Genomic DNA, 14,866 nt, shown 5'->3' on the forward strand with positions numbered 1-14,866 from the left:
GATCCAGCCTAGGGCGCTGTTATGTGCCAAAACGGGCGAGACGGACAAGTCGCCCGGGTGAAACCGAGGGGCGGACGACGATCCGCGGCCGGGGCCGGCGCCCGGGCGTTCCGCAGACCGAGGTCAGGCCTTGGTGTGGAACTTCCCCTGGGCGGCGAGCAACCCCTCGGTGAGGACCATCTCCACGGCGTCCGCCGCGTCGTCGAGCAGGAACGGCAGCTCCTTGGCCTCCGCACCGGAGAAGTTCTTCAGGACGTAGTCCGCGGTGTCCATGCGTCCCGGAGGGCGCCCGACGCCCGCGCGGACGCGCACGTAGTCGCGCGTGCCGAGCGCCTTGGTGATGTCGCGCAGGCCGTTGTGCCCGCCCTCGCCGCCACCGGACTTGAGCTTGATGTCGCCGAACGGGATGTCCACCTCGTCGTGGACGACGATCACGTGGTCGGGGTCGATGCCGAAGTACTGGGCGAGACCCGCGACGGGGCCGCCCGACGTGTTCATGTACGTCGACGGCTTGGCCAGCAGGACCCGTGGCCCCGGAGCACCACCGGGCAGCACCCCGAGGCGCGCCTCGGCGACCGCGGCACGCGCCTTGTGCGCGCTGAAGGTCGCTCCGGACCGCCCGGCCAGGACGTCGAGCACCATGTGCCCGACGTTGTGGCGGTTGCCCGCGTAGGTGGGTCCGGGATTCCCGAGCCCGACGACGAGCCACGGCTGATCGGTCATGTCACCTGGTCCTTCGACGACGTCTGGGAGACGTGCGAGGCGTCCGGCGCCGTACGGCACCGGACGCCTCGCACGTTCGTGTCCTGCGGTCCGGGTGGTCACGCCCGCGGGTTCAGCGGGCGCCACCTCCGGAGAGTGAGGCTCAGGCCTCGGCGGGAGCCTCGTCGGTCGCCTCGGCGGCCTCGGCCTCGGCCTCGGCAGCGACCTCGCTGCGGGGCTCGGTGATCGCGACGACCGCGAGCTCGGGGTCGCCGTGGAACACGGAGCCCTTGGGCAGCGTGATCTCGCCGGCGCGGACGATGTGACCGGCCTCGAGACCGTCGATGGAGACCTCGACGGACTCCGGCAGGTGCGTGGCCTCGGCCTCGAGGAGCAGCGTCTGCGACTCGACGACGTGGATCGTGCCGGGGGCGGACTCGCCGACGACGTGCACGTTGACCTCGACCTCGACCTTCTCGCCCTTCTTCACGATGAGGAGGTCGATGTGCTCGACGATCTGCTTGACCGGGTCGCGCTGGACGTCCTTGGCGATCGCGAGGACCGGCTTGCCGTCGAGCTCGATCGAGAACAGGGCGTTGGCCTGCTTGAGCGAGAGGGTCGTCACGTGCGCGGGCAGCGCGATGTGGACGGGCTCCGTGCCGTGCCCGTACAGGACGGCGGGGATCTGGTTGTTGCGGCGGATGCGGCGCGCGGCACCCTTGCCGAACTCGGTGCGGGACTCTGCGACAAGCTTGATCTCGGACACGTGAACTCCTGAAGAACGGTTGCGGGCCGACCACCAGTGGGAAGCGGTCGGCTGTCCGGCCGGCTGGTTGTCACCGGAGGACGGGGCGGCTGCGTCGGCGCGGGACACATGACGGGCGCACGAGGACGACCGCCCAGTCGATTACGGGGACCCATCAGGATCCTGCTGACCTTCCGGTGACTCACCGGCCGTCAGACGTCCCTCGCCGAGGCAACCGAACTACTGTACCCGGGCGCGCCGCGTCAAGGGAAACGCGCTCGTGTCGCGGCTCGGCAGCGGGCCGGGCCGGGCCGGGCCAGGCCGGGCGGTCGGCCGACCGGTCAGGCCTGCGCCGCCGTGACGGCCACGGTCGCGCCGATCGCAGCGCTCGTGCTGATCGCCAGGGCGGTGGCCGCGGTGATCTCCTCGACGTAGCGTCGGGTCGCTCCCGCGGCCCAGCTTCCCTCGGCGATCTCCTTCGCGCGCCGGTCGACCTCCCGGCGGTCGCCCGCGGTGAGCTCCGCACCGGCGGACATGACCCGACCCGCCTGCCGGGTCGCGGCGAGGATCGCGACGAGCGCACCCGTCCGCTCGTCGGGCGTGGCGCCGTCGAGCAGGACGCGGGTGAGCGTGCGGCGCACCTCGCCCTCGTGGCGCGAGTCCGCGGCGGGCCAGCGCGTCGTCGGGAAGATGCCCAGGATGCGGCCCTCCTCGCGGCGCAGCAGGCCGCGGCCGACGAGCCCGTCGAGCGCTGCGTTCGCGGGCTTGGTGCGGGCCAGCGCCTCGACGAGCCCCTTGGGCTTGGACCCCTCGCGCGACTTCACGACGGTGAGTGAGGTGTCCAGCAGCGGCCTGCCCGTGGGCGACTGGTCGCGCACCACGACGCGCCCCGACCGCCACGCGGAACCGTCGCCCGCGAGGTCGACGCGCGCCCTCAGCGCGAGCTCGACGAGCAGCGCACCACCCGCCACCTCCTGGAGGTACGACGTGTCGGTGACGGGCTTGCCCGTGACGTCGTCCAGCGCGAGCAGGAGGTAGTCCTCGATGATGAGCATGCATCTAACCTAGCGGCGCCGAGGTGTCAGGACCCCTGAGAAATGTCACGATCCGGTAGCGACGGCCCACGCCCAGCGCACCGTGACGCTCGCGTCCTCCTGCTCGCGGCCGGGGTCGACCGCCATCGCGTCGTACGCCTCCGCCTTCGCGGACAGCAGGCGCGGCACCGGTGCGAACCCGCCCCCCTGCTCGCTCACCTCGACGACCTGCCCGAGGGCACGCCCGGCGAGCGCCGCGTACTGCTCGGCCCGGGCGCGCGCGTCGGCGAACGCCTCGGCCCGCGCGGCCGCCGCGAGAGGCCCGGGGTCGCTCACCGCGAAGCGCATCGAGTCGAGGCGCGCGACGGGTCCCGCGGCCCCGAGCGCGGCCCGCACGAGCTCCCCCGACGCCTCGACGTCGCGCACCGTCACCCGCAGCGCGAGGCGTGCCGTGACCAGGGTCGTGGCACCGTCCGGCCCGGTCGACGGCTGCGTCCACGTGGACGTCTGCGAGGTGCGCAGGTCCCTCGGCGCGACCCCGCCGGACAGCAGCGCCTCGCGGGCCGCGTGCACGCCGGCGTTCGCGGCGTCGAGGGCCACCTGGACGTCGTCCCCCGAGGCCTCGGCGCCGAGCTCGACGACCACGACGTCGGGCACGGCGGTCGCCGCCCCCTGCCCAGTCGTCGTCACGCCGCCGGAGAGGTCCTGGGTGGTCGGGGTCGGCTGGGTCGGCTGGGTCGGCTGGGTCGTCGTCACACCGGCCATGGTGCCAGCCCGACGGCGCAGCCGCCTCGCGCGCACCGCGTCGCCTGTCCGCGCCGCACCACCGGAAGGTGCAGGGCAGCAGGACGGCAGGACGACCGACCCCGGGGACGACGACGGCCCGCCCTGCCGCGTGCTGCGGGAGGACGGGCCGTCGTGGGACCAGCGACTCAGCTGTTGCCGTCGAACAGCGAAGTGACCGAGCCGTCGTCGAAGACCTCGCGGATCGCCCGCGCCAGGAGGGGGGCGATCGACAGGACCGTGAGCTGCGGGAAGTGCTTGTCCGCCGCGATCGGCAGGGTGTCCGTGACGACGACCTCGCTCGCCCCGCACTCGGACAGGCGCTGGGCCGCCGGGTCGGACAGCACGCCGTGCGTCGCCGCGACGATGACCGACTTGGCCCCCGCCGCGAGGCAGACCTTGACGGCCTCCGCGATCGTGCCGCCGGTGTCGATCAGGTCGTCGACCAGGACGCAGTCGCGTCCCTCGACGTCACCCACGACACGGTTCGCGACCGACTGGTTGGGGCGCGTGATGTCGCGCGTCTTGTGGACGAACGCGAGCGGTCCGCCACCGAGCTTCGCGGCCCACTGCTCGGCCACCCGGATACGTCCCGCGTCGGGCGAGACGACCGTGACGTTCGACGTGTCGACGCGCGTACGGACGTAGTCCGTGAGGATCGGCATGGCCCACAGGTGGTCCACGGGGCCGTCGAAGAAGCCCTGGGTCTGCGCGGCGTGCAGGTCGACGCTCATGAGGCGGTCGGCGCCGGCGGTGCGGAACAGGTCCGCGATGAGACGGGCGGAGATCGGCTCGCGACCGCGGTGCTTCTTGTCCTGCCGGCCGTAGCCGTAGAAGGGCTGGACGACCGTGATGGTCTTGGCCGAGGCACGCTTGGCCGCGTCGACCATGAGCAGCTGCTCCATGATCCACTGGTTGATCGGCGCCGTGTGGCTCTGGAGCAGGAAGATGTCCGCACCGCGGACGCTCTCCCCGAACCGCACGTAGATCTCGCCGTTGGCGAAGTCGTACGCGGTCGTCGGGAGCAGGTCGATGCCCAGCTCCCGCGCGACGTCCTTGGCGAGCTGGGGGTGCGCGCGGCCGGACGCGAGGACGAGGGACTTGTCCCCGTTGCCGGCGATCGTGCTGCTCATCGTGGGGAAGACCCTTCGTTCGTGCTGCTTGAGGTGGTACCGGTCCCGTCGGGGACCGTGGGGACACCGGGGCTCGTGGGCGCCGGGGTCGGTCGGGAGGCCGGGGTCGCCGCGGAGGCCTCGGCGAGCTGCGCCTGGGCCTGGGCTCCCAGCGGAGGGGGCGTCTCGTCGTCGTTCTCGTGCGCGCGCGCCGCGGCCTCGGCGGCTGCCGTGCCGGGGCGACGACGGGCGACCCAGCCGTCGATGTTGCGCTGCGGCGCGCCGCTCACGCCGAGCGCGCCGGCCGGCACGTCGCGGCGGATCACGGAGCCGGCGGCCGTGTAGGCACCGTCGCCCACCGTGACCGGGGCGACGAACATGTTGTCCGCGCCGGTCCGGGCGTGCGATCCGATGACCGTGCGGTGCTTGGAGACGCCGTCGTAGTTGACCGTGATGCTCGCGGCACCGATGTTGGTGTGGTCGCCGATCGTCGCGTCGCCCACGTAGGACAGGTGGGGAACCTTGGAGCCCGTCCCGATCGTCGCGTTCTTGGTCTCGACGAACGTGCCGATCTTGCCCTTCTCGCCCAGGACCGTACCGGGGCGCAGGTAGGCGAAGGGGCCCACGCTCGCGCCGTCACCGATGACCGACAGGCTGCCGTGCGTCCGGACCACGGTGGCCCCTGCGCCGATCTCCGTGTCCGTGAGCGTCGTGTCGGGACCGATCGTGGAGCCCGCTCCGACGCTGGTCGCGCCGTGCAGCTGGGTGCCCGGCAGCAGCGTCACGTCGTGGCCCAGGTCCACGTCGACGTCGACCCAGGTCGTGGCCGGGTCGATCACGGTCACGCCCTCGAGCATCCAGCGCGTGAGGATGCGGCGGTTGAGCTCGGCGCGCAGCGTCGCGAGCTGGGCGCGGTCGTTGGCGCCCTCGACGAGCAGCGGGTCGGCCACGCGCAGCGCGCCGACGCGTCCACCGCCCTCGCGGGCGATCTGCAGGACGTCGGTCAGGTAGACCTCGCCCTGCGAGTTGTCCTGCGTGACCTGGCGCAGCGCGCCGCGCAGGATCCCGGCGTCGAACACGTAGACCGACGAGTTGATCTCGCGGATGGCGCGCTGCTCGGGAGTCGCGTCCTTGTGCTCGACGATGCTCAGCACACCGCCCTGCGCGTCGCGCACGATCCGGCCGTAGCCCGTGGCGTCCTCGACCTCGGTCGTCAGGACCGTGACCGCGTTCCCGTCCGAGTGGTGCACGGCCAGCAGCCCGGAGAGCGTCGCGGCGTCCAGGAGGGGGATGTCGCCCGCGAGGACCACGACCGACCCCTCGACACCTTCGACGGCACCGCGCCCCTCGTGCCCGATCGGGACACCGTGGGCGGCCGCCTCGGCCTGCGCCCTGACGTCGAGCGCCTCGACCGCGCACTGCACGGCACGCCCGGTCCCCGGCACGTCGTCCTGGTCGACCACGAGGGCGGTCGGGACGACCTCGAGCGCGGCCGCAGCGACCTGGTCGCGCTCGTGCCGGACCACGACCGCGATCCGCTGGGGCGAGAGGTCACGGGCCGCGACCATCGCGTGGCCGAGCATGCTGCGTCCGGCGAGCGTGTGGAGGACCTTGGGCGTCGCGGACCTCATCCGGGTCCCCGCGCCAGCGGCGAGGACGATGACTGCGGCGGGCACTGGTGATGCGTCGGGCACAGCGTCGGTCACTGGGGCTCCCATCGGGTTGGTTGCACGTGCTCCGCCCCCAGGACTCGAACCTGGACTAAAGGCACCAAAAACCCTTGTGCTGCCGATTACACCAAGGCGGAACGGACTGGACACGACGCACGGGCCGGGGGCGAACCCCTCGATCGCGCGCTCCATCACTCGTCCGGAGAACAGTCTGCCAGGTCTCGCGCGGTGCTCGGCGCCCGAACGGGGTCCGGACGTGGAGAGAACGTGTGAGGAGAGAGTCATCCCGCCCCGGCGGGGGTCGTTCTCGCGCCGTCGGACCGGTACCTGGGGGTGCCCGCGGCCCCCTCCCCGTCTCGTCCAGGCCTCGGGTTCGGCCCCGGGGCGACCCGGCACGGCATGATGGTCCCGTGCCCGCAGACTCCAGACGCCCTCCCAGATCCCGCATGACCGCGAGCCAGCGCCGTGAGCAGCTCCTCGCGGTGAGCCGTGTCCTCTTCGCCGAGAAGGGCTTCGAGGGGACGAGCGTCGAGGAGATCGCGGCGCGCGCCGAGGTGTCCAAGCCCGTGGTCTACGAGCACTTCGGGGGCAAGGAGGGCATCTATGCGGTCATCGTCGACCGCGAGATCCAGGGGCTGACCTCGGCCCTGACCGGCGCCCTGTCGATGGGCGGCCACCCCAAGGTGCTGCTCGAGCGCACGGCGCTCGCGCTGCTGACGTACATCGAGACGTCCGAGGACGGTTTCCGGATCCTCGTGCGCGACTCCCCCGTGGCCCAGGCGACCGGGACGTTCTCGAGCCTCATCGGGGACGTCGCGACGCAGGTCGAGCACCTGCTCGCGGACCAGTTCAAGCGGCGTGGCCTGGACCCCCGGGTCTCCCCCATCTACGCGCAGATGCTCGTGGGCATGGTCGCGCTCACGGGTCAGTACTGGCTCGACGTGCGCAGCCCCAAGAAGGCGGACGTCGCGGCGCACCTGGTCAACCTCGCGTGGAACGGCCTCTCGGGCATGGAGAAGAAGCCCTCGCTCACGACCAAGGACCGCGCGGACGACTGACGCTGCGGCGGCCCGTCCGCCGTCCGGGGCCCACCGGCGGAGGGCCGGCGAAGCCCCCGTCACCGGCCGTCGGCGCCGGGCCCGTGACATTCCGCCCGGGACGGCGACCCTCGCGCGTGGTTTCGTTGGTTCATGGCGACTCTCGAGATCGACAGGCTGAACAAGACGTACGGGACGGTGCGCGCGCTGCGCGACATGTCCTTCACGGTCGGTGCCGGCGAGATCTTCGGCTTCGTCGGCTCGAACGGCGCCGGCAAGACGACGACCATGCGGATCGCGCTCGGCGTGCTCGCGCCCGACTCGGGCGAGGTCCGGTGGGACGGGCGACCGCTCGACCTGGCCATGCGTCGTCGGATCGGCTACATGCCCGAGGAACGCGGGCTGTACCCCCGGATGAAGGTCGGCGACCAGCTCGTCTACCTGGCCCGGCTGCACGGGCTGAGCCCGGCCGCGGCGCGGACGGCGATGGAGCACTGGACGCAGGTCCTCGGGATCGACTCCCGCCGGGGCGACGACGTCCTGAAGCTCTCGCTTGGCAACCAGCAGCGCGTGCAGCTCGCGGCGGCCCTGGTGCACGACCCCGACATCCTGGTCCTCGACGAGCCCTTCTCCGGGCTGGACCCGGTCGCGGTCGACGTCATGAGCGGCGTGCTGCGTGACCGTGCGGCCGCGGGCGTGCCCGTCGTCTTCTCGTCGCACCAGCTCGACCTCGTCGAGCGGTTGTGCGACCGGGTGGGGATCGTCAAGGCGGGCGAGATGGTCGAGGTCGGCGGGATCGAGGAGCTGCGTGCGACGCAGCGTCCCCAGTGGGTCGTCGACGCCCCGCAGGCGCCACCCGGCTGGGCGGCCGAGGTCCCGGGCGTCCACGTCGTCCGGTACGACGGCGCCAGGACCTTCCTCGAGGTCGACCCGGCCCACGAGGGGGCTGAGCAAGCGGTCCTGCGCGCGGCCCTGGCCACCGGTCCCGTCCGGGAGTTCACACCCCAGCGGCCCTCGCTGACCGAGCTGTTCCGCCACGTCGTGAGCAGCGACGACGCGGCCGCCGACGCGGCGTCGGGCGGCGCGGGCTCGACGGGCGACGACCCCACGGCGCCCCCCACCCGACAGGAGGTCTCCGCGTGAGCGCCGAGCACGGGCCCGCCCGGTCGACCAGCGCGCACTCCCCCGTGAGCACGTGGGGTGCGGTGTCCCTCGTGGCGGGGCGGGAGATCTCGACGCGCATCCGGTCCAAGGCGTTCGTCTGGACCACGGTCGCGCTGCTCGCGGGCGTGGTGCTCGGCGGGTTCCTGCTGAGCGTCGTCGGCAACCAGGGCCCCGCGGCCCAGCAGGTCGGCGTGACGTCGGACGCGCAGGCGCTGGGCCCGCAGCTCGAGGCCGCGGGCAGTGCGGTCGGGACCGAGATCCAGGTCAGCGAGGTCTCGGAGACCGAGGGACGCGAACGGCTCGCCGACGGTGACCTCGACGCGCTGGTCGTCGGGACGCCCGGTTCGTTCACCGTGGTCGTCGAGGAGGAGCTGGGCACCACCCTGACGCCGGTGTTCACGGGCCTGGCGCAGCAGGCCGCCCTGTCCGGGGCCATCGCCGACCTGGGAGGCGACCCCTCGGCCGTCGCGCAGGAGATCGCGTCGGCAGCCCCGCGGGTGGAGACGCTCGAACCCACCGAGGAGCGCGACCCGGCGCAGATCGTGACGGGCATGGTCGGCGGCATCCTCATCTTCATCGCGCTCATGACGTGCGGCCAGCTCGTGGCGCAGGGTGTCGTGGAGGAGAAGACGAGCCGCGTGGTCGAGCTCCTGCTCGCGACGATCCGCCCGTGGCAGCTCATGGCGGGCAAGGTCCTGGGCATCGGCGCGATCGGGCTGATCCAGCTCGTCGTGGTCGTCGGGGGCGGTGTCGGGACGGCGCTCGCGCTGGGGCTGGTCGACGCGAGCAGCGTCGACCTGGGCGCGACCGCGGCGTGGGTGCTCGTGTGGTTCGTGATCGGCTTCGTCATGTACTCGCTCGCGCTGGCCGCGCTCGCCGCGCTGGTCTCGCGGCAGGAGGACGTGGGGTCGGTCATCACGCCGGTCCTGACGCTCATGATGATCCCGTACATCATCGGCATCTCGATCGGGCCGTGGGACCCCGAGAACCCGCTGGTCGTGTGGTTGTCCTACGTCCCGTTCTGCTCGCCGCTGCTCATGCCCATCCGCATCGCGCTGGGCACGGTCGAGACGTGGGAGATCCTTCTCGCGGTCGGTCTCTCGCTCGCGCTCGTGCCGGTCCTGGTATGGCTCGCGGGCAAGATCTACTCGAACGCGGTGCTGCGCACCGGCGGCCGGATCAGGCTCAAGGACGCCCTGCGCGCGAGCTGACCGGACTCGCCGGGACGGGTCCGACCCGTCAAGACTCTTGATGTCAAGGAATGTCGAGTAATCTCGCGTTCATGCAGCACCCGCACCCGGACGAGGTCGACCGCATCGTCGACGCCTGGCAGCGCGAGCGTCCGGACCTGGACGTCGAGCCGCTCACCGTGTTCTCGCGCGTCAGCCGGCTCGCCCGGCACCTGGACCTCGCGCGCCGCAGCGCGTTCGCGCGCGGCCACCTGGAGACCTGGGAGTTCGACGTGCTGTCCGCGCTGCGTCGCGCGGGCGAGCCGTACCGCATGTCCCCCGGGGCGCTCATCACGCAGACGCTCGTCACGAGCGGCACCATGACCAACCGGATCGACCGCCTCGAGGCCCGCGGCCTGGTGCAGCGCCACCGCTCCCCCGACGACCGCCGCGGCGTGCTCGTCGAGCTCACGCCCGAGGGCCTCGAGCGGGTCGACGCCGCGATGACGGACCTGCTGCGCGTCGAGCGCGACGTCCTCGCGGCTCTCGACCCCGCGGAGCGCCTGCAGCTCGCGAACCTGCTGCGCACGGTCGTCGGGCAGTTCGAGGCCTGACGACCGTGCGCTGAGCCCGGGCGAACCGTCAGTCGAGCAGCTCGGCCGCTTCCATCCACTCGGCCTCGAGCGTGTCCTTCTCGTCCGCGAGCTCCCGGAGCTGCTTGTCGAGGTCGAGGACCGCCGCATGGTCGGTCGCCTGGGCCGCCATCTTGTCGTGCAGTCGCGCCTCGAGCTCGGCGATCTTGGACAGCCGCCGCTCGATGCGCCCGATCTCCTTCTTCGCGGCCCGCACGTCCGCACCCGAGGGGGCGGGCTGGGCGCCGTCGGCACCGCCTGCGTCCCCCGTGCCCGACGACGTCGCACCGGCCCCGGCGCCCGTCGCGCCCGCGCCCCTCGTCCCGCCCGACGCGGCCGCCGCCATCGCGGCCTTGCGCAGCGCGAGGTACTCCTCGACGCCGCCCGGCAGGTCACGGATGGTCCCGTCGCCCAGCAGCGCGACCTCGCGGTCACAGACCCGCTCGAGCAGGTAACGGTCGTGCGAGACCACGATCAGCGTCCCGGGCCAGCCGTCGAGCAGGTCCTCGATGGCCGCCAGGGTGTCCGTGTCGAGGTCGTTGGTGGGCTCGTCGAGCAGCAGGACGTTGGGCTCGCCGACGAGCAGGCGCAGGAGCTGCAGGCGACGGCGCTCGCCGCCCGACAGGTCGCGGACCAGGGTCTGCGAACGCTCGCGCGTGAACCCGAGGCGCTCGACGAGCTGTGCCGCCGTGAGCTCCTTGCCGTCGACCGCGACCGTGCGCTTCTCCTGCTCGATGACCTCCACGACCCGCAGGCCGCCGATCTCGTCGAGCTCGTCGACGTCCTGGGTCAGCTCGGCGACGTGGATCGTCTTGCCGCGCTTGACCGTGCCCTCGGTCGGCGCGAGCCGCCCGGCCAGCAGGCGCAGGAGCGTCGTCTTGCCCGCACCGTTGACCCCGACCACGCCGTAGCGGTCGCCCGGGCCGAGGCGCCAAGTGACGTCGTCGAACAGGACCTTCTCCGCAGCGTCCGGGTCCCCGTCGCGAGCCGGCATGCGGACCGTGACGCCCTCGAGGTCCAGCACGTCCTTGCCGAGGCGACGCGTGGCCATGCGCGTGAGCTCGAGCGTGTCGCGCGGGTTCGGCTCGTCGGCGATCAGCGCGGCCGCGGCATCGAGCCGGAACTTGGGCTTGGAGGTCCGGGCCGGTGCGCCGCGACGCAACCAGGCCAGCTCCTTGCGCAGCAGGTTGTTGCGCTTCTCGGCGGTGACGGCAGCCGTGCGGGCGCGCTCGGCGCGGGCCAGGACGTAGGCCGCGTACCCACCCTCGTACCCCTCGACCGCTCCCGTCCCGTCGCCCGTGACCTCCCACATCCGCGTGCACACCGCGTCGAGGAACCAGCGGTCGTGCGTCACGACCACGAGGGCCCCCCGGGCCCCCGGGCGGGCGTAGCGCGCCTGCAGGTGCTCGGCGAGCCACGCGACCCCCTCGACGTCGAGGTGGTTCGTGGGCTCGTCGAGGAACAGCACGTCGTGGTCCGCGACGAGCAGGGCCGCGAGGGCCACGCGTCGACGCTGCCCGCCCGAGAGCGTGTTCGCCGGGGCGTCCAGGTCGAGGTCGCCCAGCAGCCCCGCGTGGACCGCGCGGATGCCCGCGTCGCCCGCCCACGTGTGCTCGGCGGACTCCCCGTGGACCAGGTCGCGGATGCTCGTCCCCGCAGGGGACTCGTCGCGCTGGTCGAGCATGCCGATCCGCAGCCCGCCCACCCGGGTGACGCGACCGGCGTCGGGCACGGCCGTCCCCGCGAGGAGACGCAGCAGCGTCGACTTGCCGGCGCCGTTGGGGCCGACGACGCCCACACGGTCGCCGTCGTCGAGGCCCAGGCTCACGCCGTCGAGCAGGGTGCGGGTGCCGACGACGAGGCGGATGTCGTCGGCGCCGAGGAGGTGTGCCATGAGTTCCTTCGCGAGGGGGTCGGGTGCCCTAGCGAGGATACGCGCCGACGAACGAGCACCAGGACCGGCCAGTCGTCGTCGCGCGCCTCAGGACGACAGGACGCGCGCACCCGACGCCGGACCTGTGGCGCAGTGCACGGAGTCCGCGACCCCCGCCGCGGTCCAGGACGCCGCGATCGCGAGCGCGTGCTGCCTGCTGCGCGCCAGGGCGGCGACCGTCGGACCGGAGCCCGAGACGATCGCCCCGAGCGCACCGACCTCGCGCGCGACCTCCAGGGTCCGGCCCAGCTCGGGCGCCATGGCCAGCGCGGCCGGCTCCAGGTCGTTGTGCAGCGCGCGCCCCAGGCCCACCGGGTCCCCGGCGCGCAACGCCTGCATGAGCTCGGTGTCGTCGGACAGCTCGACGTCAGGGCTCCCGCCCACGACCTCGTCGAACGTCTGGAACACCTTCGCGGTCGACAGCCCCTCGTCCCGCACCGCGAAGGCCCAGTGGAACTCTCCCCGCGACATCGCCGGGGTCAGGAGATGCCCCCTCCCCGTGCCCACGGCAGTGTGCCCGACGAGCCCGAACGGGACGTCGGACCCCAGCCCCGCCGCGAGGTCCGACAGCTCCGCACGCGAGAGCCCCGTCTCCCAGAGCAGGTCGCACGCCACCAGCGCAGCTGCCGCGTCGGCGCTCCCACCGGCCATCCCGCCGGCGACGGGCACCCCCTTGTGGATGTGGAGCCGCACGTCCGGGCCCACGCCCGTGTAGCGGGCCAGCGACTCCGCGGCACGCCACGCCAGGTTGGTGTCGTCCACCGGGACGCGGTCGGCCTGGGCCCCCGAGACCGTCAACGAGATCCCCGCCCCGGGAGCCTCCAGGACCGCCTCGACCTCCTCGACGAGCGAGACCGCCTGGAAGATCGTGACGAGCGGGTGGTACCCGTCGTCCTGACGTGCACCGACCCGAAGCGACAGGTTGACCTTTCCCGGCGCCCGCACCCGCACCGCGACGGGAGGAGCGGCAGACAGGTGGTGGCTCACGCGTCCACTGTGCCAGGTCGTTCCGGGTGCCCGCCTGCGGAACGCACCGCGCCGTCGTCCGTGGCCTCGCCCGCCTCCGACGGAGGGACCGCGCCGCCCTCGCCCCGCACGACGGGGAGCTGCTCGGCGATGCGTGCGAACTCCTCGACCGTCAACCGCTCGCCACGGGCCGTCGGGTCGACCCCCGCGCGCTCGAGCGCCTCGACCGCGGCCGACGACGAGCCCGCGATCCCGGCGAGAGCCGACCGGAGCATCTTGCGGCGCTGGGCGAACGCCGCGTCGACGACCGCGAAGACCTCCTCGCGCGTGGCCGTCGTGGTCGGCGGCTCCCGGCGGTCGAGCGCGACGAGCGCGGAGTCGACGTTCGGCACGGGCCAGAACACGCTGCGCCCCACCGTGCCGGCCCGCGAGGCCGACGCGTACCAGGCGGCCTTGACCGACGGCACGCCGTAGGTCCGGCTGCCGGGCGGTGCCGCGAGCCTGTCCGCGACCTCCGCCTGGACCATCACCAGGACACGCTGCAACGAGTCGAAGCGCTCGAGGAACGTCAGCAGGACCGGCACCGCGACGTTGTACGGGAGGTTGGCGACGAGCGCGGTGGGCGCCTCACCGGGGAGCTCGGTCACGTCGAGCGCGTCGGCGGCCACGACCGTGAGACGGTCGACGGCGTCGGGCTGGTGCACGGCGACCGTCGCTGCGAGCTGCTGGGCGAGCGGCGGGTCGATCTCGACCGCGACCACGCTCGCCCCCACCTCGAGCAGTCCCAGGGTGAGCGACCCGAGCCCCGGACCGACCTCGACGACACGGTCCCCCGCACCGATCCCGGCCGTCCGGACGATCTTGCGGACCGTGCCGCCGTCGTGCACGAAGTTCTGACCGAGCGTCTTGGTGGGCCGGACACCCAGACGCCCTGCCAGGTCGCGGATCTGTGCCGGACCGAGCAGGGCGCTGGGGGTGTCGTTCATGCAGGGAAGCCTACCGGGTGGACCGGCGCGTCCCCTGCGGCGGGAGCCCGCCGACGACCGGGAACGGCCTGGTGCCGGTCAGTACCAGTTCCTCGCCTGGGAGTGACCCCACGCGGCGCACGGGGTGCCGTAGCTGGCCGCGATGTAGTCGAGGCCCCAGGTGATCTGGGTCGCCGGGTTGGTCCGCCAGTCGGCGCCCGCGCTCGCCATCTTGGACCCGGGCAGGGACTGCGGGATCCCGTACGCGCCGGACGAGGAGTTGGTCGCCTGGTAGTTCCAGTTGCTCTCCTTGGTCCAGAGACGATCGAGGCACTGGAACTGCTCGCTGCCCCAGCCCCGGGCCGCGACCAGCTGGCGCGCCGTCTCCTTCGCGGAACCGGCGGCTTCCGGCCCGCTGGGGCGCGCCTTGGTGCCCTGCACCACGACGCGCGCGACCGGCTCGGCCGTCACGCCGTCCGAGACGACCTCGCGGGACTCCTCGACGCCGTCGACCGTCGTGACGCGCTCGACCTTGGTCGACGCGCCCTCGACGCCCTCCTGGGCGACCGTGGGCGCCTCGTCGGCGTAGACGTTCGGGTCCTCCTGGACGGTCGTCTCGAACGGGATCGGGGTCACGGTCGGGACGTCGGTCACCACGACGCGGTGGACCACGACCGAGACCGCGGGGTCGGCGGTCTCGTCGCGGGCGACCGAGACGCGGTCGTGCTCGCCCAGGACGATGCCCTGCTGGTCGAGCAGCGCGTCGATGCCGATCGAGCCGTCGGGCGCGACGACCGTCTGCCCGTCGACGACCACGTTCACGGGGCCGTCCGCGTCGAGCGTGACGCCGAGCTCGGGGCGCCCGTCGGCGCCCGAGCGCGAGGCGACCAGACGCACGTCCGTCCCACGGTCCGCGAGCGTGTCGAGCGCCTCGTCCGCGTCCAGAGCCGTGAG

The 14,866-nt window shown here is 73.1% G+C and carries 14 protein-coding genes and 1 tRNA gene; 4 read left to right on the forward strand and 11 right to left on the reverse strand.

What is annotated here, in order from left to right; genetic code table 11:
• Positions 1-123: 123 nt before the first annotated feature.
• The 7 genes from pth to NHG27_RS13240 form a co-directional block, all read right to left on the reverse strand.
• Entirely contained in the window at positions 124-723 is a 600-nt protein-coding gene (gene pth, locus NHG27_RS13210) for an aminoacyl-tRNA hydrolase (protein ID WP_193718986.1), read from the reverse strand.
• Positions 724-865: 142 nt separating this feature from the next.
• Positions 866-1,468, reverse strand: a complete 603-nt coding sequence (locus tag NHG27_RS13215) for a 50S ribosomal protein L25/general stress protein Ctc (RefSeq protein WP_193718987.1) — start codon at positions 1,466-1,468, stop codon at positions 866-868.
• Between the two features lie 320 nt (positions 1,469-1,788).
• The gene (locus tag NHG27_RS13220; RefSeq protein WP_497016594.1) at positions 1,789-2,502 is read right to left on the reverse strand and encodes a GOLPH3/VPS74 family protein; all 714 of its coding nucleotides are present in this window, start codon (positions 2,500-2,502) and stop codon (positions 1,789-1,791) included.
• Between the two features lie 45 nt (positions 2,503-2,547).
• On the reverse strand, positions 2,548-3,237 hold the full coding sequence (locus tag NHG27_RS13225; RefSeq protein ID WP_497016595.1) for an SIMPL domain-containing protein: 690 nt from the start codon (positions 3,235-3,237) through the stop codon (positions 2,548-2,550).
• Between the two features lie 176 nt (positions 3,238-3,413).
• Entirely contained in the window at positions 3,414-4,397 is a 984-nt protein-coding gene (locus NHG27_RS13230; RefSeq protein ID WP_193718990.1) for a ribose-phosphate diphosphokinase, read from the reverse strand.
• Positions 4,394-6,094, reverse strand: coding sequence for a bifunctional UDP-N-acetylglucosamine diphosphorylase/glucosamine-1-phosphate N-acetyltransferase GlmU (glmU, locus tag NHG27_RS13235; RefSeq protein WP_497016596.1), 1,701 nt, complete (start codon positions 6,092-6,094; stop codon positions 4,394-4,396). Before glmU ends, NHG27_RS13230 begins: the two co-directional genes overlap by 4 nt.
• Positions 6,095-6,111: 17 nt before the next feature.
• Positions 6,112-6,183, reverse strand: a tRNA-Gln gene (locus NHG27_RS13240).
• A 309-nt stretch (positions 6,184-6,492) separates the two neighbouring features.
• Here NHG27_RS13240 and NHG27_RS13245 point away from each other — a divergent pair.
• The 4 genes from NHG27_RS13245 to NHG27_RS13260 all read left to right on the forward strand — a co-directional run bounded on the left by NHG27_RS13245 (position 6,493) and on the right by NHG27_RS13260 (position 10,030).
• A complete protein-coding gene (locus NHG27_RS13245; RefSeq protein WP_193718992.1) occupies positions 6,493-7,104 on the forward strand; it encodes a TetR/AcrR family transcriptional regulator in 612 nt (203 codons plus the stop codon).
• Between the two features lie 132 nt (positions 7,105-7,236).
• Positions 7,237-8,226, forward strand: coding sequence for an ABC transporter ATP-binding protein (locus NHG27_RS13250; RefSeq protein ID WP_193718993.1), 990 nt, complete (start codon positions 7,237-7,239; stop codon positions 8,224-8,226).
• Positions 8,223-9,458 (forward strand): ABC transporter permease, encoded by a 1,236-nt coding sequence (locus NHG27_RS13255; protein ID WP_193718994.1) that lies wholly within the window; start codon positions 8,223-8,225, stop codon positions 9,456-9,458. The genes NHG27_RS13250 and NHG27_RS13255 overlap by 4 nt, the downstream gene beginning before the upstream one ends.
• 71 nt (positions 9,459-9,529) lie before the next feature.
• Positions 9,530-10,030 carry a MarR family winged helix-turn-helix transcriptional regulator gene (locus NHG27_RS13260; RefSeq protein WP_193718995.1) on the forward strand — a complete coding sequence of 167 codons (501 nt, stop codon included), beginning with the start codon at positions 9,530-9,532 and terminating at the stop codon, positions 10,028-10,030.
• A 28-nt stretch (positions 10,031-10,058) separates the two neighbouring features.
• Here NHG27_RS13260 and NHG27_RS13265 read toward each other — a convergent pair whose 3' ends face one another.
• The 4 genes from NHG27_RS13265 to NHG27_RS13280 form a co-directional block, all read right to left on the reverse strand.
• Positions 10,059-11,942 carry an ABC-F family ATP-binding cassette domain-containing protein gene (locus tag NHG27_RS13265; RefSeq protein WP_497016597.1) on the reverse strand — a complete coding sequence of 628 codons (1,884 nt, stop codon included), beginning with the start codon at positions 11,940-11,942 and terminating at the stop codon, positions 10,059-10,061.
• A gap of 87 nt (positions 11,943-12,029) precedes the next feature.
• Positions 12,030-12,968, reverse strand: coding sequence for a 4-(cytidine 5'-diphospho)-2-C-methyl-D-erythritol kinase (locus NHG27_RS13270; RefSeq protein WP_193718997.1), 939 nt, complete (start codon positions 12,966-12,968; stop codon positions 12,030-12,032).
• Complete coding sequence (gene rsmA / locus NHG27_RS13275) at positions 12,965-13,933, reverse strand: 16S rRNA (adenine(1518)-N(6)/adenine(1519)-N(6))-dimethyltransferase RsmA (RefSeq protein WP_193718998.1); 969 nt, start codon at positions 13,931-13,933, stop codon at positions 12,965-12,967. The genes NHG27_RS13270 and rsmA overlap by 4 nt, the downstream gene beginning before the upstream one ends.
• A 78-nt stretch (positions 13,934-14,011) precedes the next feature.
• Positions 14,012-14,866, reverse strand: an 855-nt coding sequence (locus tag NHG27_RS13280; protein ID WP_497016598.1) for a resuscitation-promoting factor, incomplete at its 5' end; no start/stop codon positions are given.

The organism is Oerskovia sp. 140933, from assembly GCF_059651515.1.

Coding starts and splice junctions, on each gene's coding strand:
- pth (WP_193718986.1), bottom strand. CDS start 723: ATGACCGATCAGCCGTGGCTCGTCGTCGGGCTCGGGAATCCCGGACCC.
- NHG27_RS13220 (WP_497016594.1), bottom strand. CDS start 2,502: ATGCTCATCATCGAGGACTACCTCCTGCTCGCGCTGGACGACGTCACG.
- NHG27_RS13230 (WP_193718990.1), bottom strand. CDS start 4,397: ATGAGCAGCACGATCGCCGGCAACGGGGACAAGTCCCTCGTCCTCGCG.
- glmU (WP_497016596.1), bottom strand. CDS start 6,094: ATGGGAGCCCCAGTGACCGACGCTGTGCCCGACGCATCACCAGTGCCC.
- NHG27_RS13245 (WP_193718992.1), top strand. CDS start 6,493: ATGACCGCGAGCCAGCGCCGTGAGCAGCTCCTCGCGGTGAGCCGTGTC.
- NHG27_RS13250 (WP_193718993.1), top strand. CDS start 7,237: ATGGCGACTCTCGAGATCGACAGGCTGAACAAGACGTACGGGACGGTG.
- NHG27_RS13260 (WP_193718995.1), top strand. CDS start 9,530: ATGCAGCACCCGCACCCGGACGAGGTCGACCGCATCGTCGACGCCTGG.
- NHG27_RS13265 (WP_497016597.1), bottom strand. CDS start 11,942: ATGGCACACCTCCTCGGCGCCGACGACATCCGCCTCGTCGTCGGCACC.
- rsmA (WP_193718998.1), bottom strand. CDS start 13,933: ATGAACGACACCCCCAGCGCCCTGCTCGGTCCGGCACAGATCCGCGAC.